Here is a 17231-nt window from a genome sequence, read left to right as displayed (position 1 = left end):
GTCGGGAAATCTAGGTCGTGAACCCGTCTACCAGGGGCTTCGCCGGTGTGTCAGCTCAACAACCCAACCCGACAGCCAGGTTGGAAGACCCTCAGTGTGAGGCCGTTCTAAACCGACTGCCTGATCCAGACAAACACGACGATGGCCGCGAAGCCCGCGATTGCCGTTTGCACCAACGCGCTCTGAGGGAAGTCGTTGGTTTCACCCTCTCCGTTCTCCTCGCGGAGTGCCCATGCGGCAACTTCCTGTTGGTGCCCCAGAAATCCGAGCGGGATCGTCAACAGGACGAGCGTGCAGAGGATCAGCACATCATTAACCCTGTATCCCCCGCCCAGGTAGGTGAGGACAGACATCACCGCCATGACCGCGGGAGTGGTGGCTGCTTTGATTTTGAAGGATCGGGTCGGCATCCACCTGACCATGAGGATCAGATAGACAGCCGCAGAAGCGGCCGCCACGAGGAACAGTACGACCGAAGGGATGTCACGAAAGGCCACCAGAATTTCCTCACCGATCAACACTGCTGAATGCCCGATCGATGAGGGCACCCAACAGCAAATCTAGCGTTTTGACCACCGGGTATTCGCGGGGTTGATGTTGTGCTGTTCTTTCTTCAGGGATGCTTGCGTGGCGGTTGTGCCGCCTTGATCTGCTGCTCGCGGGATGCCTGATACGCGATCCGGCACGCTTCGCCGGCGGCCGGCTCCGCCGCTGCGGCGTCTCAGCCTTCCTTACGAGCGGACTGGCGAGCGTTGACCTCGGATTGCTGCGCGCTCATGGCGGATGCGACGGCTTCGCATGCCGTGCCGGAATCTCCACGCCTACATGATCCGGATCAAGGACCGTAATCGAACCACCCTGTAATCAGGCCCAGTTACAGGGCTGATCGGGAGGTCAGGCGGTCAGCGCCGCAAGCTCCGCGTTGGCGCGCTCTGTGACCCGGGCGAGAACGCGGCCGGCGGCGGCCAGGTCCTCGGTGGGGATCCCGCCCCAGATGCGGGCGGAGATGGGGGCGGTCTCCGCGCCGGTGGCGGCGAGCAGCTCGCGCCCCGCGTCCGTGGGGCGCAGGTGCGCTCCGTCGGCGACGAGCAGTTGCTTGGCCAGCAGTTCGTCGAGGGTGGCGCGGATGTCGGCCGGATCGGCCTTGAGGGAGCCCTGGACCTGGGTGATGAGGTCGTCCGGCGTCTGCGGGGTCGCGGCGGTGATGGCGGTGCGCAGGGTGACCTGCTGCTGGAACGTGGCGCCGTGCCGGGCCAGGACATGCTCCAGTACGCCGCGGGCGGCATAGTGCGCCAGGGCGAGGCCGCGGGCGTCGACAGCGGGCGCGGTGGCGATGGATGTGGTGGTGGTCATGGTGTTCTCCTCTGAGTGCTCTGGTCGTTCGGTACGGCTGGAGCGAGAGGTGCGTCGAGCAGGGTCGTCAGCTCGTCGGTGAACGCGCGCGTGCGCGGGGCGTCGAGGCCGCCGAGCGGCTCCAGTAGCTGCTGAAGCAGTTCCTGGACCACCGTGATGGCCTGCCGCGTGACAGCCTGCCCTTGCCCGGTGAGCGCGAGCTGCACGGCGCGTGGGTCGCGCGGATCGCGGGTGCGCTCGATCAGGTCGGCCGACTCCAGGGCGCGCGCCAGCTTCGAGACGTACAACGCCTCCAGGCCGGTGTGGTCGGCGAGTTGGCGCTGACTGGGCCGCCCGCCGGTGCGCTGCATGCCGTGCAGTGACGCAACCAGTACGTACTGCGCGTGGGTGAGACCCAGCGGAGCCACCGCGCGATCGACCGCGACACGCCACTTGTTGGCGAGCCGCCATACCAGGTAGCCGGGCGTGGGGCCCGGCGATGAACCCTTGCTCATACAAAATAGAGTACACAGCTACTATGTCTATGGCTACTATTTTCCGGGACGGGACGCCGCGCTCAGCGCAGCAACGCACCGGCGGAACACCTCCAACGGGTCTGCCTCGCCCTCGTCATGTACTCAGGAGTGCAGTGACACCTCGGATGCGTTGCGACCGAGCCCGCTCACACAAAGTGACCGACTAGGACAAACAGAAGCTCCGGCAGGCCGGGGCCGCACCGGGCTCCTGGAGCAAGCATTTCAGGCGCCCCTTCCGGCACTCAGGTCCGCGCTGGTCCGCTGACGAAACTGCGGGAATCGCTCTGCCTTCGGATCCAGCACGTCGATGAGGTTGATGAGTTTCTGCTGGAGCTCCGCGAGACGGGGTGCAGCCTGCGCGGTGTCCTCAGCGAGCCGGTCGATGTCCTCGAGGAGCGGAGTGAACCACCGGCGGAACACGTCATCACCCTCGAGCTTCTCGCAGAACTCGGCGTAGCCCAGGCACTTGCGACGGCCTGGCTCTCCATGCGAATGCACCATCAGTTCTCCGATGGCCCGTTGCTCGGCGCGCCAGAGACGCAGTATGTCGTCGCCCGCAGAAACAGTTCGGTTCAGAGCTGTGCTGATGGACGAGATGATCTCTACGGCGTTCCGATTGGCCCGTGACTGTCCGAGGTCGAGGAACTGGATGTCCTGCCGGAGAATCTCCACCCACCCCAGGTACTCGGCGAGCACGAACACAGTGCTCCGGCGCACAAACTCCCGCTGCTTCGGCGTGCCTTGCACATGAAAGGAGCTCACGAATCCGTGATGCGGGCCCTGCGAGCGATCGGTCTCATGGCCGCGCAGGATGTTGTACAACCTGGACTGCAGATCGTATGCGGCCCAGGCCAGCGAGGCCCCATAGGAGTCCATCAGGTTCCGCTGTTCGACAAGACGCAGGCGTCGCTGCGTCCAGTAGCCGAGCACCGCCGTCGTGGCAGCGCCGACCAGCGCCACGAACGCGGACACCAACGTCAGTACATCCACCGCACCGCTCCCTGAGTGCTCGCCGGCCGTCCCCCGTCCGCGCCGCCGACCAGGTCGGGAACGCGGGCATCGAGCGTACCGCCGGCCCCTTCCGCACCTCCCAGGAATCGACCGACAGGCGCACGTCACCAAGCGGATCGAGGCAGCCAAGTGAGCCGGCGCCGCAGCAACAGCACACAGCGAGGCCACTCCAAGTGGCCCCGGAGTCGGCCGTTTCTGCCCCTGCCCTGAGACGCAAGAATGCCCGCACCTCTTCAAGCCACGATGTTGCTACTGGTCACAGTCGACGGATCCGGGTGCTGGTGATCACCCAACTCGTGGCGGCCGACAAGGACACTGCCCGGGTCACGACCCACGAATCGACAGTTGAGGGCCCCGCGCCCCACAACGAGAGCATCGATCTCGAACCCGCACCGGCCGGGAACTCCACGCACCCGACCAACGAACTCCTGGGTGCACACGTCCTGATTGATCGGTGTCGCTGCTAATGGCTGGGTAGCGTGTCGGTCGTGAGTGATGACATACAGCATGCGCAAGCCATGGAGGAACGCCAGGTCGCTGACGCCTGGCGCCGTATCCAGTCAGTCGTGGCTGCATCAGCACGCTCCGGCGACCACGGACAAGCTCCTTCCCGGAGCGTCCGATGCAGAGATCGATGCCCTGCAGCAGGAACTGGGCGTGCGTATCCCGGCGGGGCTCAGGGCCTTGTGGCGCCACTGTCCGGGAGTGCTGCCCGGCCCGTGGGTGCGGTTCTTGTTGGGTAACTGGGCGCCGATGAAGTTCGATTCGGTGATCCGAAAGTACCGGAGCATGCTGGAGATGCAGCAGCATGAGGACGAGTTGAATAACCGTCGCAGTGAGCCAGGTGAGGAGTTTCTGCTGTGGCGCGCTTCGTGGGTCCCGTTCTGCTCAGACACAGATCGCCTCTTCGGCCTCTGTCTGGATGCGGAAACCGGGAAGCTGTGGTCGTGGAGCAAGTACGCCGAGCGGGCTGTGGAGTTCGAGTCACTGTCGTGCTACTTGGAGGAGATGGCCGACATCTTCGAAGTGCCGTCCTTGGCCACCGGCGCGAAGCCAGGGTTGATCGACGGAGCGCTGACGTGGGGTACACCCACTGATCCTGATGAGCGGGCATTGTGGCGGCCGCTTGCCAGGTGAGACATGCGGGGCAAAGCCCACGAACCGGCGCTACCGCGTAGTGCGCGTGACAATCACCGACTATCTGACCGCCCCGACCAGCACCGCGACCCACGCCCCGAGGGCCAGGAACGGGCCATACGCGAACGCCACCGCGCCCTGGGCGGCACGGCGCATCCGCACCACCAGCACGTACCCCACACCCAGCAGTGGCGCCGTCAACGCCCCGACCACGAAGGGGTGCCAGCCATACCAGCCCGCGATGGCGCCGGTCGTCAGCGCGGTCTTCACATCACCGAACCCGATCCCGTCCGGCACGGCCAGAAACAGCAGGAAGTAGCTGCCCACCAACAGGGCACCGCCCAGTATGGCGGCACCGAACGAGCCACCAGTCCGCGGGAGTTGGGAGGCCAGCGCGAGGCCGGCAACGACCAGGGCCGCCAACGGCAACGTGATCACGTCGGGCAGCCTGCGCACCGCCAGATCGACGCACGCCAGCACGACGAGTAGCCAAGCGACCACCAGCCAGAGCACCAACTCCGGGCGCCAGCCGACCGTGTACGCCGTACTGGCACACACCCCGCACAACACCGCGCCGCTCCCCAGGCCATAGCCCGGCCCCCGCCGTGCAGGCGACTGCGCAGAGCTGGATCCGCCGGTGGCGAAGTCCACCGCCCTGGGCACCGCTAGCCCGGCGATGAGGCTGTACACGCCTGCCAGGATCACGAGCATGCCGACCTCCGCTTCCCAGTCACCGGCGAGGTGCACCGCAGGCCGATTACCGACGCTTCACCCTGCTCGTCCACGCTGCACCCCCGACCGGTCAGGGTCGGACTCGCCGCGCTCCACGTAGCCCTGTTCCGTCGCGTCTCTCTGAGATGGTTCCGGCAGGGCCAGTTCGATGACCGGGCGCACTGAAAGCGTGGTGGTCACGTCGTCGAGCAGCGGCACGAGCGCCTTTACAGCGAGGCCGTCCAAGACTGAGAGATGGCACAGCAGGTCCGGGTCCGTCAGCCGCGTCGGCCCGTCGGGATCCGCATGCCGCAACAGGAGGGCCGCCGCCTCACGGACGATCCACGACGCCGGCGCCTGCAGTGGGTCGGCGTCATCGAAACTGTCAGCAGCTTGCACCAGGACAGCGGCGAGGCTTACGCGGTCATCGTCTTCCCCTGCCCGGAGACGGTCGCGGGCCGCGAGGAGCAGTCGATGAACGTCGCGTCGGTACGGTCGGTGAACGGCGGAGCGCGTCATCCCGGCCTCCGTGCGCAGCAGTGATGTCGGCGTGGCATGGCCAGGGAGTCGGCACGCTCGGCGTCGGCGAAGGCGCGGACGCCGACGCAGGTTCGCTTCCTGGATGCGCTGGCGGGGTGGTACGCAGGTTCAGTTGTCTGCTCCTTCCTGTCCTTCATGTGCGGCCCCGGCGGGACGAGAACACCGCGGAGGGAGGACTCACTGCGATTGTGTCCACGTCACCCGGCCGCCGACCGCAGCCGTCAGCACGACCACCACATCGGGTGATCCCAACGGCTCCAGCGGGAGGCTCCCGACTTCAGCCGAAGGCCTCGCGGTTGACGGTCTTATGGCCGCGACATCACGAGGCGAACCGCGACGTGGCGTCGGCCTTCGCCGCGCAGCCCGCAGGGCCCCTCGGCGGGCAGGCCCTGGGGACGGAGCGTTGAGGTAGGCGACTGCCGGGCCCCTCCCTTCGGCCGTGACGAGTTGCGCGTGCGGGCGTGTGCGTGGGGTGAGGGCGGGCTGGCGGTCATTGGTGCGGTGGCCCAGGGCTGGGTGGGCACGACCAGCCCTGCACGGAACGTTCAGCGCGCGAACTCACTCGCGGGGCCGCTAGCCGGGCTGGGCGGCGTTCCTGGGGTGTGCTGCCACAGGTGTACGTATGCCTCAGCCTGCTGCCACCAGGTGGCCAGCCTCGACCCTGGTCGGGCGGTGCCGTTGGTGTGGTTGAGGATGACGATCTCGAAGGGGTCGCCGTCCTGGTCGAAGTCGAGGCGGGTGCGGTCCAGTTCGCCGTGTTCGTGGTGCAGGACGTGGAGCGTGAGGGCGAAGGCGGTGTTGGTGCGGTCGGTCCGCAGGATCGCGGCGCTGATGACGAGTTGGGGATTCGTCGGGGAACCCGGGGCGTAGAGGGTGTCGCCGATGAGGTGCCAGTCCGTTGCGGAGTCGGTGGCCGTGGTGTTGAGGATCATGGTGAGGATGTCGCGGTCGGTGATGCGCATGGTGGTGTCTCTCCTTGTTTTCTGGCGGGGCGATGTGTGGGTGGTCGAAGTTGGTGTGGTGTGTTCGCGGGTCCCGGTGGCGGGCGCGGTGTGTGGGTGCCGCGCCCGCCGTGGGGGTGTGTCAGGTGCAGGCGCCGAAGCGGCAGGTGTCGGTGTGTGCGGGGTCGTCGTCGAAAGTGGGTGGCAGGGCGTTCTGGCGGTCGCAGTCTTCGCGGGTGAGGGTGCGGGTGAGGTGGGTGCCGAGGTCGGCGAGGTGGCGGATCTCGGCGAGGGGTACCGGGGCGGCGCATTCGGGGCAGGGGCCGAGGAGTTCGAAGGCGTCCTCGTCGTACAGGGGGAAGCGGGCCAGGAAGGTGTACGTGTCGCCGGACTCGGGGCAGGCGGCGGTCGCGAGGACCGGCTCGCCGATCGTTGTGCGGCGGCGCAGGTGGTCGGGGGTGGTGGTGATCTGGTCGAGGGGCAGGCCGAGGGCGGCGGCGAGGCGGACGGCGGTGCGGGCATGCTCGCGGCCCTGGTACTGGCCGTGCGGGCTGAGGGCGGTGTGGTGGCGGATGTAGACGGCGGCGGCCTGGGCGCGTTCGGCGATGCTGGTCATGTCGGGCTCTCCGTTCGGTGCGGTGCGGTTGTGAAGTGGGGGGGGTGCCTCTATGTCCTTCGTCAAGCGAGGCGAGGCGTTCGGGGTTCGTAGAAGGTGCCGTCGCGGAGCATTGCGAAGAGCACGTTGATGCGTTGTCTGGCGAGGCGGAGGAGGGCTTGGGTGTGGGTCTTTCCTCGGGCCCGGCATTTGTCGTAGTAGGCGCGGGAGGCGGGGTCGTGCAGGGCGGCGAACGCGGAGAGGAACATCGCGCGTTTGAGGACGCGGTTGCCGCCCCTGGGCGCGTGTTCGCCGTGGATCGAGGTGCCCGATGCCTTCGTGGTCGGCGCGAGGCCGGCGTAGGAGGCGAGGTGGGCGGAGGTGGGAAAGCCGGTGCCGTCGCCGACGGTGACCAGCAAGGTGGCGGCGGTCCTGACGCCGACGCCGGGCAGCGACGTCAGGACCTTCGAAAGAGGGTGGGCCTCCAGCAGGGCGCTGATCTGGGCTTCCGTGGCCCGGCGTTGTTCGTGAACGGCGCCGAGCGAGCGGGCCAGCGACGGGATCACGATGTCCAGGGTGCCGGTGCCCGGAACGACGACGGTCTGTTCATCGAGGGCGTCGAAGACGTCGTCGATCAGCCGCGTCGCCATGCGCGGGGCCTTGGGCCGGATCACCTCAACGAGCTTGCGGCGTCCGGCTTTCCGCAGCGCGGCAGGCGATCCGTAGCGTTCCAGCAGCCAGGTGACCGCCTGGTGGTCGAGGCGAGGGCCGAGGACTCGTTCCAAGGACGGGTGGAACTGGGTGAGCAGGCCGCGGATCCGGTTGCTGGTGCGGGTGGCCTCGGCGGCGAGGTCCTGGTCGAAGCCGACCAGCACCGTCAGTTCGGCGGTGATCTCGTCGGTCAGCTCTAGCGAGCGCAGGGTGTGCGGCATGGTGCGGGCAGCGTCCGCGATGACCGCGGCGTCGCGGGCGTCGGTCTTGGCCTCACCGGGGTAGAGGTCGGCGATCCGCCGCATCGACAGGCCGGGCAGGTAGGCGACCTTGCAGCCGGTGTCCCGGGCCACCGTCAGGGGCAGGGCGCCGATCGAGGCGGGCTGGTCCACGATGACCAGGACGGTGCCGAACTTGGTCTTCAGCTTGTCAAAGACGTCCCGCAATTTCGGTTCGGTGTTGGGCAGTTGCTTGTCGAAGACCTTCTTGCCGGCCGGGGTAAGTCCGTGGCCGTGGTGGTGGCTCTTGCCGACGTCCAGGCCCAGGAAGACACCTATCTCGTCGTGGTCCATCAAGCCGTCCTCCCGAACGGATCTCGTGTGTGCTGGCCTGGGCGTTGGCGTCGTGCGCGCATCCACGTTATGCAGACCTGCCACCCGTGTATGGCCGGGCGTTGCGCTCGGCGGGGCGGTGGTCGGGCCTCTCATCAGCGTCTCCAACGGCGCCTCTCGGGCCCGGTGGCACCACCCCCCAGGTCATCGACTTCGACAGGGGGGAACAGCCATGCCGGGCCCGGAGGCCAGCGGCCCTCTTGCAGGACCGCGGAAAACATAACGGGGGATCGGGCCCGGCGGGGCGCGGGGTGTGTCCCGCCGGGCGGCGGGGTGGATCAGGTGTGGGTGGTGGCGAGGGCGGCCTGGGCGGCAGCACTGATCTGGGCGGCGGCTTGGGCGGGGTCGGTGAGTTGGAGGAGGGTGGTGCCGGGGCAGGGGGTGGGGTCGGGTTCGAAGGCGAGCCACAGGGCCGCGCAGCCGCTGGCGCGCAGGGCCTGGATGCGGGTGGTGGCGGCGGTGTGTTCGTCTTCGGCGTAGGCGCCGTCGGAGGCGATGACCACCAGGCGTCCGGCGCCGGGGCGGCTGAGGCCGAGGGCGGCGTCCAGGGCGTCGAGGGCTTCGGCGAGGTTGTGGCCGAAGCCGTTCGCGTGGAAGCGGGGCACCTGGGCGGGGTTGCGGCCGGGTGCGGTGATCGCGGTCAGGCAGCAGTCGTAGGCGATGGTCGCGGCGCGTGAGTCGGGGTCGCTCAGGGAGGTGGCGCGGGCCACGATCCAGGCGGCCGAGGCGATCGGTCCTTCGGCCTCGCCCATGGAGCCGGAGACGTCGACCGCGATGCCGACCCGCAGCGGCGGGGTGGGGGTGTGGTGGTGCACGGTGCGGGTGAACGGGGTCGCGGTCGGGGTGGCCCCGGCCGCCCGCTGGGCATCGCGGGCCAGGGCCTGACGCATGTTCAGCCGTCCCGGCGGGGCCTGCGAGGCCACCGTCGTCTGGGTGCGTTCACGGTAGGAAGCGGCCCGCAGGCCCCGGGCCAGACGCCCTGCTGCCGCCTTCTCTTGGGTGGTGGGGGTGCGGGTGCCGCGCAGCGGGGACCAGGCGGGCCCGTCGGGGTCGTGCGGGTCGAAGGGGCGGGCGCCGGGGGCGAAGATCTTCTTGGCCAACGCGGCCGAGGTGCGGGCGTGTTCGGCCTGGGACGTGCGGGCTTGGGTGCGGGCGCGCTGGGCGGCGCTCGCCTGCTCACGGGCCTGGGTGGCGGCGTGTTCGGTGGCGTGTACGGCGTCGACGGACTGGCTGATCGCTTCGGCGAGTTCGGTGTCCGGGGCAGCTTGCAATGGTGGGGTGGGGGCGGGCCGGTCGGGGTCGGCGGTGAGGGCATCACACCAGGCGCGGCCGTGGGCGAGCATCGCCTGTTCGTCGTCGTCGGCCGTAGTGTGTGCGGCACTCCAGATGTCGGCGAGGGTGGCCAGGAGGTCGCGGCCGAGGCGGGCGGTGAGGAGGTGGGCGACCGGGTCGGTCTCCGCCTCATCGAGGATGCCTGCGTCGCGGCGGGCGAGGAGGAGACCAGCGGCGTGCGCGGCCTGCCACACATCACCTGCGGCCGGGGCCTGGGTGGTGAACTCATCCAGGATCAGGGCGTGGACGGCGGCGCGCAGCCAGCGTCGGTCATGCGGGCGGCGCCTGAGGTGGGCGGCCTCGGCGCGGGATTCCTCCAGCAGGGCGGAGGCAGCGTCCAGGGCGGTGCCGCGCAGTTCGGGTGGGGTGGACCAGTGGGAGTGGGCGGCGTGGGCGGCCTCGTGGACGAAGGCACCCCAGGCGGCCGGGTAGTTCTCCTCGTCGCCGGGTTCGAGGGGGTCGATGGTGTGTGCGGGGTGCGGGGCGAAGAGGGCGGCGTCGATCTCCAGGGCGGCCAGGGTGGGCATGAAGGCGGCCGGGGCGCCGGAGCGGGTGCCCGGTTCGCAGGTGACGATCACGTCGTCGCGGTCGGCGAGTTCGGGCAGCCGCTCGGTCAGCGCGGCCGAGATCCGCAGCCAGTGCCCGGCCTGCGGGCCGCGCCGGGGCAGGGCGGCGGGGCCGCCGTCGTCCTCCCAGCAGGCGCTAGCCAGTTCGTCGGCGGTCACGGCGGGCGGGGTGTGCTGGAGGTGACTGTTCAGAAGCGTCGTCGATCCAGTCATGGTGTGTCATTCCCTTCCAGGGGAGGCGAGTTCGGGGTGCGCAGGGGCCGGGCGGTGTGAGGGGTGCCCGGCCCGGCCGGGGGCGATCAGAGTTGGCGGCCTAGGGCGAGGGCGGTGATGGGGCGGCCGATGGCCTTGGTGACGATCTCGGCGACCGTGTCCCGGTCCTCCGGGGGTGCGATGCCGACCAGGTTGGCGAAGGCGACATCCGCGCCGAGTACGTCGGCGATCTTCTGGAAGGCGATCAGTTCGCGTAGTTGCGGGGCCCAGCCGAGTTCGCCGCCCGCCTGCCGGGTGGCGATGTTGCGGGCGATCCGCACCGCCACCGGGTTGATCTTCAGGGCTTTGGCGAGGTCGTAGTCGGAGGCCACCTGGATCTGCATGCTGAACCGTGAGGCGAGCGCCTCGGTGAGGACCGCGCCGTGCACGCCGGGGTTGTGTCCGGCGATCACGTAGAAGCCGTCGGCCGCCTCGATCGTCTCGCCCTTGTGCGCCTTGACCTGGATCTGGCGGCGCCCGTCCAGGGCCGGGTAGAGGGCGGCCAGGACCTTCGGGGAGATGAGGGTGGCGTCGTCCAGGAGGAGGGCGCGGCCCTCGGTCATCGCGGTCACCAGGGGGCCGTAGATGAACTCGTAGCCGCCCGCCTCGGTTTGGGTGTACTCGCCGACCAGGTCACCGACCGTGGTGTCCCCATCGCCCGCCACCGTGATCAGGTCGGGGAAGGCCGCCTCGATCAGGGAGGTCTTGCCCGTGCCCGGCGGCCCGTACAACAACACCGGGACGCTCGCCTCGCGCAGACGCTGCAGGGCCTCGACATCGGGCAGGTTCTCCAGCGCCCGGGGGTGATACGTCTGCCCGTTCGGGCGGGTGATCGGGGCCGGGCGCCCGCCCGACGCAGGTGCGGTGGCGGGTGCGGGGCGCGGGCGGGGCACCGCCGCCGAGGGTGGGGTGGTGCTGGAGGTCGGCTGGGCGGCGGCCCCGGTGGTCGAAGTGGCCTGGTAGGTACGGGGTTTGTGGCCGACCCGTTCGGCCTCGCCCCGGGTGACCAGCGTCTCGCAGGCGTTGCCGACCGCTCCCCCGGAATGCCCCAACTGCTTGGCCAGCTCGGTGACCGTGTAACGGCCCTGCGGGCTCACGGCCAGGATCGCGGCCACCCGGGCCCGTAGTTCACCGGGGCGGGCCTTACCCGGAGCGGCGGGCAACAGGGCGGCGGGCGGGGCGGGTTGAGGCGACGGCGGCGGGGTGGGTGTGGCCATGGCGAAGCCTTCCTCTCACTGGGTAAAGGAGAAATTCGGTGGGGGGTCCTGCCACCCGCCGCACCGTCGCGGTGGCGGCCGGTTCGGGCATGGGGGTGCCGTGGCACCGGCCTGATGCGGTCTCGGTGCAGGGTCTGACTCAGGGGGGTGCCGCGCTCGGGCGGCGGTCGAACGGCTGGGGCCGGGTGGGCCCGCCGGGTGTGCGGCGGGCCCGTGCCGGGCCTAAATGTCAGCCGTCGAGGTCGGTCAGCGTGACCGTGACGTGCGCGCCGAGCACCGACTCGATGTCGGTCTTGCGGCGGGTGTTGGGGGCGGTGACGCTCACCCGGATCCGGGACCAGGCCCGCCCCATCGTGTGGCCGTTCTCGACCTCCATCAACGTCCCGGCGAACGTGACCGGTTCACCGAACCTGCCGAACCCGAGCTCCTCCCAGGCGTCCTGGCACACCAGCGTTTCGAACTCGATCCAGTGCAACGCGTCCGCCTGCCGCAGCTCGACCGCGTTCACTTTCCGCCCGTCCAACCGAATCACCCCTTTTTCTGAATTCGGCCACCCGTTCGGAAATTCCCCCGCCGGGCCGCTTTCGCATTTCCCGTTCCCGCCTTTTCGGGAACAATTTAAATATAGCTCGACTCGGGGCCGACCTGAAGCGGGATTCCGGCTTGATAATGCTGGAATTCTCGTGAATTCACGACCGGAATTCCGGGGAATTCGGGAAGCGGCGACGCTTTGCGTCGTGCGCGGCACGCGGGGCGACCGATTGCCAGGCGGCCTGCGGGCGCCGGCAAACCCGCAATTCGAGCACACGTCCGAACCAACCGGCCCGGCACGGCGGCCCGGCACGGCGGCCCGGCACGGCGGCCCGGCACGGCGGCCCGGCACGGCGGCCCGGCACGGCGGCCCGGCACGGCGGCCCGGCACGGCGGCACCTGCGGCTCCGCCTCGTGCCGCCTCCAGGCCTCCCAGACCTCCTGGGGGCCGGCCGGTACAGGAGGAGAAGAGGAAGGAGGAGGAAGAGAGGAGAAGGGGAAGGGGGAAGAGGAAGGGAGAGGAGGTGGAGCGGAAGCTGCAGGGGAAGTGAGCGGAAAGTGAGACACGAAGCGAGAGGCGGAGGGGTGTGGGGAGTAGATCGGGACAGGTTCATCCACCGATATGCAGGCTGGCCCGGCCCGCCATGGCAGACCGGGCCGTGACCAGCCGGTACGTGCCCCGCAGGGTGCTCCTGTGCAAGCAGGACGCCGGGTTCGAGCCCCATGGAAGGACGAGGGACTCGACGTACTGCAGGACTTCGACTCTCGACGGGCCTGCAAGGTCCACTGATCCGAACTCAATCAAGCCAGGAGCACCCAGCACCCCGGCGTCGGGCCGGCGCGAAGACGAGCCCTTCACCGGTGTTTGCCACGACATCTGACCCTGGAGCCCGGCGGGCACCGGCGGCGTCCCACCCGCCTATTGGCTGGACGCCATGAACCACGCCCGCTCCACATACGTGTAGGTCGACGGCGGAAGGGACGGGAACCCGGATTGAGCGGTGGGCTGAGCCGGGCCCTCAAGGGCTTCAACAAGGCGCACTCATGCGGAACGCAGACGCGATCTTCCTTACCGACCCTTGAACCTTCGACCTCGAACGATCGAGCAACTGCCGCCTAGGCTCGGAGCATGACGCCCACAGATGCAGAGATTGCCCGCGACCTCGCCCCCACCGGGGTGCTGCGCGCCTCCATCAACCTCGGCAATCCAGTCCTCGCCCAGGGCACTCCAGACGAGCCGTCCGGAGTCACTGTCGAGCTCGCCCGCGAGGTTGCCGCACGTCTGGAACTGCCCGTGCAGTTCAACTGCTTCGATGCGGCCCGCAAGTCATACGCCGCGATGTCCGAGGGTCACGCCGACCTGTGCTTCCTGGCCGTCGATCCAGACCGCGAGAAGGACGTCGCATTCAGCACGCCGTACGTGCACATCGAGGGGGTGTACGCGGCACCAGTGGACGCAGCATTCACCTCTGCCGCCGACGTCGACCGCGACGGAGTACGCATCGGCGTCAAGAAGGGGTCCGCGTACGACCTCTACCTGAGTCGCACCCTGCACCACGCCACCGTGGTACGCGGTGACGAGGGGGTCGACATCTTCCATGCCGAGGACCTGGACGTAGCGGCCGGCATCCGCCAACCACTGACCGTGCACGTTTCCCAGACGGCCGAACTGCGTCTGCTGGAGCCCGCGTTCATGACGATCCGGCAGGCCGTGGGCACCACAAGGGGGCGAAGCCCGAAGACCACACGGTTCCTCAACGAGCTCGTGACCGAGCTGGTGGCGTCCGGTTTCGTCTCCAAGGCGCTGCGCCACTCCGGCCAAGACCCGACGCTCGCTGCCCCCACCGCAGTTTGACGGAGCCTGGAAGCCACGCCACCCTGCGCCACTTGGGGTCTGCGCCGTGGGCTCAGTGACGCCGTCCCATGTACCCCGCCCACGGCTCTTGCCTGTGCGGCTACCAGTTCATGTGCCGGGGCATGCGGCACTTACCAGCGGAGTCCATCGAGGGGCAGTCGTCGTCGCCGACCGCGATGACGAGCGCCGCACACAGCGCCAGTACGACGAGGACGACCACCAGGCCGGTACGGGTGAGCAGGAACCGACTGATACATGTGCCGGTGCGGCCGAGGCGCCGGTCGCGCTGCACCGTGGCACGGCGCAGGTTCCAGACAGCGCAGACGGCGACGGTGACGGCACCGAAAGCCGCCGACACCCAACCGTCATGGAAGAGGCCCTGAGCGACGTAGGCGAACATGCCGCCGAAGAACAGCGCGTACATGCTCCGGACGAGCACCGTATTGATCATCGTCTTCGACCTTCCGGCCGTTCGGCGCGCCAGGCACGGAAGTGGTGAACGGCTTGGAGGGCGAGGGCGGTGATCACCGCTTGGATGCCGGTATCCCCGTCCCCCAGGGCGCGGCCGACCCAGCAGACGGCGAAGAGGCCGACCACAGCGAGGACTATTCGCACGAGGCGGCGCAGGTACCTACTCATCTTCACCGTCCACGTCTTCGTACTCGGGCTGGCCGGTGCGGCACCACCACCACTGGTAGATGACCTGAGACCCGGTGACACTGATCCCCAGGACGATCGCCATCTGCCAGTCGCCAATGATGAGCCCCATGGCGCCGTAGATGACGACGGCGAGGGCGAGGTAGACCACAATCTCTCGGACCTTGAGCTGCTTCGGCGGGTCCGGATGCGCCCCATCAACTTCAGCCGGTACTTCAGGCGCAGCTTCATCGGTTCGCCTTCGCCAGCCGGCCCGCGTCACGGATGTTCTTGACGATGGCCACAAGCAGCACGCCGAAGACAGCCCCCACGAGGGCCCACAACCACCACGGCATGACCACGGCGGTGTCGGTACCGAATCCGCTGGATCGGGTGGTCAGACCGGTCTCGGCAAGGCAGCCGTCTATGAGGTCGCTGCGGTACTGGATGTGCCGTAAGCCGCGTCGGATGCGCTGGATGAGGTGTTCGGTTGTGCTGAAGGCGACGCTGGAGAGCCAGTCTGGTCGCAGCAGTGACCAGATCCCTTCAACGGGGTTGAGGTCGGGTGCGTAGGGCGGGAGGTCGTAGATGGTCAGCCACTCCCGGCCTCGGGCGAACTTTCGCAGGTCGGCGGCTTTGTGGACGTTCAGGCTTGCCGTAACCAACCCGCTACATGTTGAAGCGGAACGGCGGCGCGGCCCACACAGCAGTGGAAACGCCCCGGTCGGCGGTCATCGAACCAGCAGCCGGCGTGCCGCCCACCGGCAGCTTCGCGGCTCGGCCGGGCGACCGTTTCATGCGATGGCGGCGGGCGCCCTCCACTGAGGCGGTCGGTTCTGCCGGCCGACCTGCCGCCCGCCTTCGCGGCGGCCAGCAATCCCGGTCGACGCTCGCGATTAACACACCCGGCACCATGACCTTTCGACCCACGTCGAATCGATTGGATGCCCACGACCCTGGCGCCAGGCTGAGCTCAGCAACCGCAGGACCCGTCCATGCGATATGAGGAGACCTCATGATCTTCGTCAACATCACCACAACCGACCTCGAGCGCAGCAAGGCCTTCTACACGGCGCTCGGGTGCGCCATCAACCCGATGTTCACCGACGAGAACGCCGCGTGTGTCGTCTGGGACGAGAACACGAGCTTCATGGTGCTCACCCACGGGCACTTCTCGCAGTTCACCGACAAGCAGATCGCCGACCCGCACACGGTCGCCCAGGTGCTGCTGTCGTTCTCGCGCGACTCGCGGGACCACGTCGACAGGACCGTCGACGCCGGTGTCACCGCGGGCGGCCGTGAGCCGCGCGCCGCGCAGGACCACGGGTTCATGTACGGGCGCTCCCTCGAGGACCCGGACGGCAACGTCATCGAGTTCCTCTACATGGAGCCCCAGGCCAGCGAGCAGGGTCCGGAGGCGTACGTCGCCGAGCACGGCGCGGGACCGGACCTCGTTCCCGGTCGGTGACCCGGCGCCGGCCCCGGATGCGCTCGTCCGCCGCGTCAGACGCGGTGGACGAGCGCATCGCCGAGCGGCGTGCGCGCGTGCAGCACGCGCCGCCCGGCACGCCGGGACGCGATGAGCCCGGCGGCGCGCAGGGCATCGAGGTGGTGGGATGCGGTGGAAGCCGCGATGCCGGCCTCTCCTGCTGTCTCCGTCGTGGACAGCGGCGCGCCGAGCGCGACGAGCACCGCGGCGCGGCTCTCCCCGAGCAGGCCCGCCAGCGCGTCCGTCGAATCGGCACGATGCCACACCTCGGACACACCGAGCGCGGGGTAGAACAGCGTCGGCTGCGCGGGCGGCTCCGTGAGCACCGCGCAGTGGCGCCCGAAGAACGACGGCACGAGCACGAGGCCCCGCCCCTGGCAGTCGACGATCTCCTCGTGTCGTTCCATCCGCACGCGCACGGTGTCGAAGCCGGTGTCGGCGCTCCACTCGACGGCTTCGCCGAGATCGGCCGCCATCCCGGCCAGACCGTCCGCGGTCATCCGTCGCACCCGAGAGCCGATGTCCGCGTGAAGGATGCGTTCGATCTGCGCCCAGTAGGGCGCGAGTGCGGCCTCCCAGAGCGCCTCGACGTGGCGCACGATCATGGCGCGGATCCTCGCGGGATCGGCCGCCATCCTCTCGAGCGCGGCCCGCGCGACGCCGGCGCTGCGGACCGCGCGCTTGCGCAGGTCGACCGAGATCGGCTCGAGCGGCGCCTGTCGCAGCCGCTCGATCTCGTCCGCAGGCGTGAGATCCCACGACGCGGCCGACGTGAACAGATCGGGTGCGTACCCGGTTTCGCCCACGACGAGGCGCAGCAACTCGAGGGACTCCCGCGGGACATCGTCGCGAACGGCGCGCAGCCATCCCCACTGCAGCGGCTGCTCCTGCGGTCGGCTGAGGGTCCGCACCGCGTGGACGATCTCATGCCCTGGCGACATGCCGAATCGGACGGTGGAGATGTCCTCCGAAGCAAGGCGGAACTCGACATACTTCTGCGGCACGTCGAGCAGGCTACCGCCGACACGACTCAGCCGATCGAGCGCGGCCCGGCTCCGTGCAGCGACGCGCGGCTCGAAGCGCTGAACTTGCCGCGGCGAACAGCCGCTACGTCCAAGTCCACCCGTAGCGTCCGACGAGGCAAGCCGGGCGCCGATGCCAGGGCCCGTACCGCCCTACAGATCCGAAAATCCAGATCGTCAGTGCCGCGGACATCCGCCTGGCATCA

20 protein-coding genes and 1 pseudogene are annotated in these 17231 nt (G+C 69.0%); 4 read left to right on the top strand and 17 right to left on the bottom strand.

From position 1 onward, the window contains the following. Nucleotides 1-107 precede the first annotated feature (107 nt). From OHA73_RS36975 to OHA73_RS36960, 4 genes are all read right to left on the bottom strand, one after another. Nucleotides 108-548: a hypothetical protein gene (locus OHA73_RS36975; protein ID WP_267068364.1), complete on the bottom strand. Its 441-nt coding sequence runs from the start codon at nucleotides 546-548 to the stop codon at nucleotides 108-110. Nucleotides 549-894: 346 nt separating this feature from the next. Continuing rightward, nucleotides 895-1353 (bottom strand): MarR family transcriptional regulator, encoded by a 459-nt coding sequence (locus tag OHA73_RS36970; protein WP_266722601.1) that lies wholly within the window; start codon nucleotides 1351-1353, stop codon nucleotides 895-897. Further along, nucleotides 1350-1847 carry a MarR family winged helix-turn-helix transcriptional regulator gene (locus OHA73_RS36965; protein ID WP_266722599.1) on the bottom strand — a complete coding sequence of 166 codons (498 nt, stop codon included), beginning with the start codon at nucleotides 1845-1847 and terminating at the stop codon, nucleotides 1350-1352. Before OHA73_RS36965 ends, OHA73_RS36970 begins: the two co-directional genes overlap by 4 nt. A 243-nt stretch (nucleotides 1848-2090) precedes the next feature. Continuing rightward, complete coding sequence (locus tag OHA73_RS36960) at nucleotides 2091-2858, bottom strand: hypothetical protein (RefSeq protein ID WP_266722597.1); 768 nt, start codon at nucleotides 2856-2858, stop codon at nucleotides 2091-2093. A gap of 528 nt (nucleotides 2859-3386) precedes the next feature. Here OHA73_RS36960 and OHA73_RS36955 point away from each other — a divergent pair. Continuing rightward, nucleotides 3387-4016, top strand: a complete 630-nt coding sequence (locus tag OHA73_RS36955; protein ID WP_327657279.1) for an SMI1/KNR4 family protein — start codon at nucleotides 3387-3389, stop codon at nucleotides 4014-4016. Nucleotides 4017-4076: 60 nt separating this feature from the next. Here OHA73_RS36955 and OHA73_RS36950 read toward each other — a convergent pair whose 3' ends face one another. Together OHA73_RS36950 and OHA73_RS36945 are read right to left on the bottom strand one after the other, a co-directional pair. Then, nucleotides 4077-4727 carry a prepilin peptidase gene (locus OHA73_RS36950; protein ID WP_266722593.1) on the bottom strand — a complete coding sequence of 217 codons (651 nt, stop codon included), beginning with the start codon at nucleotides 4725-4727 and terminating at the stop codon, nucleotides 4077-4079. Nucleotides 4728-4784: 57 nt separating this feature from the next. Next, nucleotides 4785-5126, bottom strand: a complete 342-nt coding sequence (locus OHA73_RS36945) for a hypothetical protein (protein ID WP_266722591.1) — start codon at nucleotides 5124-5126, stop codon at nucleotides 4785-4787. Between OHA73_RS36945 and OHA73_RS36940 the strand changes: the two genes are divergently transcribed. Then, a complete protein-coding gene (locus tag OHA73_RS36940) occupies nucleotides 5121-5270 on the top strand; it encodes a hypothetical protein (RefSeq protein WP_266722589.1) in 150 nt (49 codons plus the stop codon). The two genes, OHA73_RS36945 and OHA73_RS36940, sit on opposite strands and share 6 nt — an antisense overlap. A 542-nt stretch (nucleotides 5271-5812) precedes the next feature. Here OHA73_RS36940 and OHA73_RS36935 read toward each other — a convergent pair. The 6 genes from OHA73_RS36935 to OHA73_RS36910 all read right to left on the bottom strand — a co-directional run bounded on the left by OHA73_RS36935 (nucleotide 5813) and on the right by OHA73_RS36910 (nucleotide 12015). Continuing rightward, a complete protein-coding gene (locus OHA73_RS36935) occupies nucleotides 5813-6229 on the bottom strand; it encodes a hypothetical protein (protein WP_266722587.1) in 417 nt (138 codons plus the stop codon). Nucleotides 6230-6350: 121 nt separating this feature from the next. After that, nucleotides 6351-6824, bottom strand: coding sequence for a hypothetical protein (locus OHA73_RS36930; RefSeq protein WP_327657278.1), 474 nt, complete (start codon nucleotides 6822-6824; stop codon nucleotides 6351-6353). A gap of 62 nt (nucleotides 6825-6886) precedes the next feature. Beyond that, complete coding sequence (locus tag OHA73_RS36925; protein WP_443063055.1) at nucleotides 6887-8086, bottom strand: IS110 family transposase; 1200 nt, start codon at nucleotides 8084-8086, stop codon at nucleotides 6887-6889. Nucleotides 8087-8403: 317 nt separating this feature from the next. After that, a complete protein-coding gene (locus OHA73_RS36920; RefSeq protein WP_327657277.1) occupies nucleotides 8404-10236 on the bottom strand; it encodes a hypothetical protein in 1833 nt (610 codons plus the stop codon). An 86-nt stretch (nucleotides 10237-10322) separates the two neighbouring features. After that, nucleotides 10323-11390: an AAA family ATPase gene (locus tag OHA73_RS36915; RefSeq protein WP_403723221.1), complete on the bottom strand. Its 1068-nt coding sequence runs from the start codon at nucleotides 11388-11390 to the stop codon at nucleotides 10323-10325. 331 nt (nucleotides 11391-11721) lie between these two features. Then, nucleotides 11722-12015 (bottom strand): hypothetical protein, encoded by a 294-nt coding sequence (locus tag OHA73_RS36910; RefSeq protein ID WP_327657276.1) that lies wholly within the window; start codon nucleotides 12013-12015, stop codon nucleotides 11722-11724. A 1137-nt stretch (nucleotides 12016-13152) separates the two neighbouring features. Between OHA73_RS36910 and OHA73_RS36905 the strand changes: the two genes are divergently transcribed. Then, nucleotides 13153-13878 (top strand): transporter substrate-binding domain-containing protein, encoded by a 726-nt coding sequence (locus OHA73_RS36905; protein WP_267068371.1) that lies wholly within the window; start codon nucleotides 13153-13155, stop codon nucleotides 13876-13878. Nucleotides 13879-13978: 100 nt separating this feature from the next. On the opposite strand, the gene OHA73_RS36900 is transcribed toward OHA73_RS36905, so the two are convergent. The 4 genes and pseudogenes from OHA73_RS36900 to OHA73_RS36885 form a co-directional block, all read right to left on the bottom strand. Beyond that, the gene (locus tag OHA73_RS36900) at nucleotides 13979-14329 is read right to left on the bottom strand and encodes a hypothetical protein (RefSeq protein WP_266722577.1); all 351 of its coding nucleotides are present in this window, start codon (nucleotides 14327-14329) and stop codon (nucleotides 13979-13981) included. Further along, on the bottom strand, nucleotides 14326-14517 hold the full coding sequence (locus OHA73_RS36895; RefSeq protein WP_266722575.1) for a hypothetical protein: 192 nt from the start codon (nucleotides 14515-14517) through the stop codon (nucleotides 14326-14328). The genes OHA73_RS36900 and OHA73_RS36895 overlap by 4 nt, the downstream gene beginning before the upstream one ends. Further along, a complete protein-coding gene (locus tag OHA73_RS36890; protein ID WP_327657275.1) occupies nucleotides 14510-14686 on the bottom strand; it encodes a hypothetical protein in 177 nt (58 codons plus the stop codon). The genes OHA73_RS36895 and OHA73_RS36890 overlap by 8 nt, the downstream gene beginning before the upstream one ends. Before the next feature lie 223 nt (nucleotides 14687-14909). Next, a pseudogene (locus tag OHA73_RS36885) lies at nucleotides 14910-15179 on the bottom strand (transposase); the annotation flags it as partial. A 350-nt stretch (nucleotides 15180-15529) separates the two neighbouring features. Here OHA73_RS36885 and OHA73_RS36880 point away from each other — a divergent pair. Next, a complete protein-coding gene (locus OHA73_RS36880; protein WP_266722571.1) occupies nucleotides 15530-15982 on the top strand; it encodes a VOC family protein in 453 nt (150 codons plus the stop codon). Nucleotides 15983-16017: 35 nt separating this feature from the next. On the opposite strand, the gene OHA73_RS36875 is transcribed toward OHA73_RS36880, so the two are convergent. After that, nucleotides 16018-17007 carry an ArsR/SmtB family transcription factor gene (locus tag OHA73_RS36875; protein ID WP_266722569.1) on the bottom strand — a complete coding sequence of 330 codons (990 nt, stop codon included), beginning with the start codon at nucleotides 17005-17007 and terminating at the stop codon, nucleotides 16018-16020. Between the last annotated feature and the right edge of the window lie 224 nt (nucleotides 17008-17231).

Source organism: Streptomyces sp. NBC_00483, assembly GCF_036013745.1.
GTDB lineage: Bacteria > Actinomycetota > Actinomycetes > Streptomycetales > Streptomycetaceae > Streptomyces.
The sequence above is the reverse complement of the archived record's forward strand: the minus strand, read 5'-3'. Positions and strand labels throughout refer to the sequence as shown.

What these genes read in the sequence shown, in the direction of transcription:
- OHA73_RS36970 (WP_266722601.1), bottom strand. Translation starts at nt 1,353, where the DNA reads ATGACCACCACCACATCCATCGCCACCGCGCCCGCTGTCGACGCCCGC.
- OHA73_RS36935 (WP_266722587.1), bottom strand. Translation starts at nt 6,229, where the DNA reads ATGCGCATCACCGACCGCGACATCCTCACCATGATCCTCAACACCACG.
- OHA73_RS36955 (WP_327657279.1), top strand. Translation starts at nt 3,387, where the DNA reads ATGCGCAAGCCATGGAGGAACGCCAGGTCGCTGACGCCTGGCGCCGTA.
- OHA73_RS36965 (WP_266722599.1), bottom strand. Translation starts at nt 1,847, where the DNA reads ATGAGCAAGGGTTCATCGCCGGGCCCCACGCCCGGCTACCTGGTATGG.
- OHA73_RS36930 (WP_327657278.1), bottom strand. Translation starts at nt 6,824, where the DNA reads ATGACCAGCATCGCCGAACGCGCCCAGGCCGCCGCCGTCTACATCCGC.
- OHA73_RS36950 (WP_266722593.1), bottom strand. Translation starts at nt 4,727, where the DNA reads ATGCTCGTGATCCTGGCAGGCGTGTACAGCCTCATCGCCGGGCTAGCG.
- OHA73_RS36880 (WP_266722571.1), top strand. Translation starts at nt 15,530, where the DNA reads ATGATCTTCGTCAACATCACCACAACCGACCTCGAGCGCAGCAAGGCC.
- OHA73_RS36925 (WP_443063055.1), bottom strand. Translation starts at nt 8,086, where the DNA reads ATGGACCACGACGAGATAGGTGTCTTCCTGGGCCTGGACGTCGGCAAG.
- OHA73_RS36895 (WP_266722575.1), bottom strand. Translation starts at nt 14,517, where the DNA reads ATGAGTAGGTACCTGCGCCGCCTCGTGCGAATAGTCCTCGCTGTGGTC.
- OHA73_RS36920 (WP_327657277.1), bottom strand. Translation starts at nt 10,236, where the DNA reads ATGACTGGATCGACGACGCTTCTGAACAGTCACCTCCAGCACACCCCG.
- OHA73_RS36900 (WP_266722577.1), bottom strand. Translation starts at nt 14,329, where the DNA reads ATGATCAATACGGTGCTCGTCCGGAGCATGTACGCGCTGTTCTTCGGC.
- OHA73_RS36905 (WP_267068371.1), top strand. Translation starts at nt 13,153, where the DNA reads ATGACGCCCACAGATGCAGAGATTGCCCGCGACCTCGCCCCCACCGGG.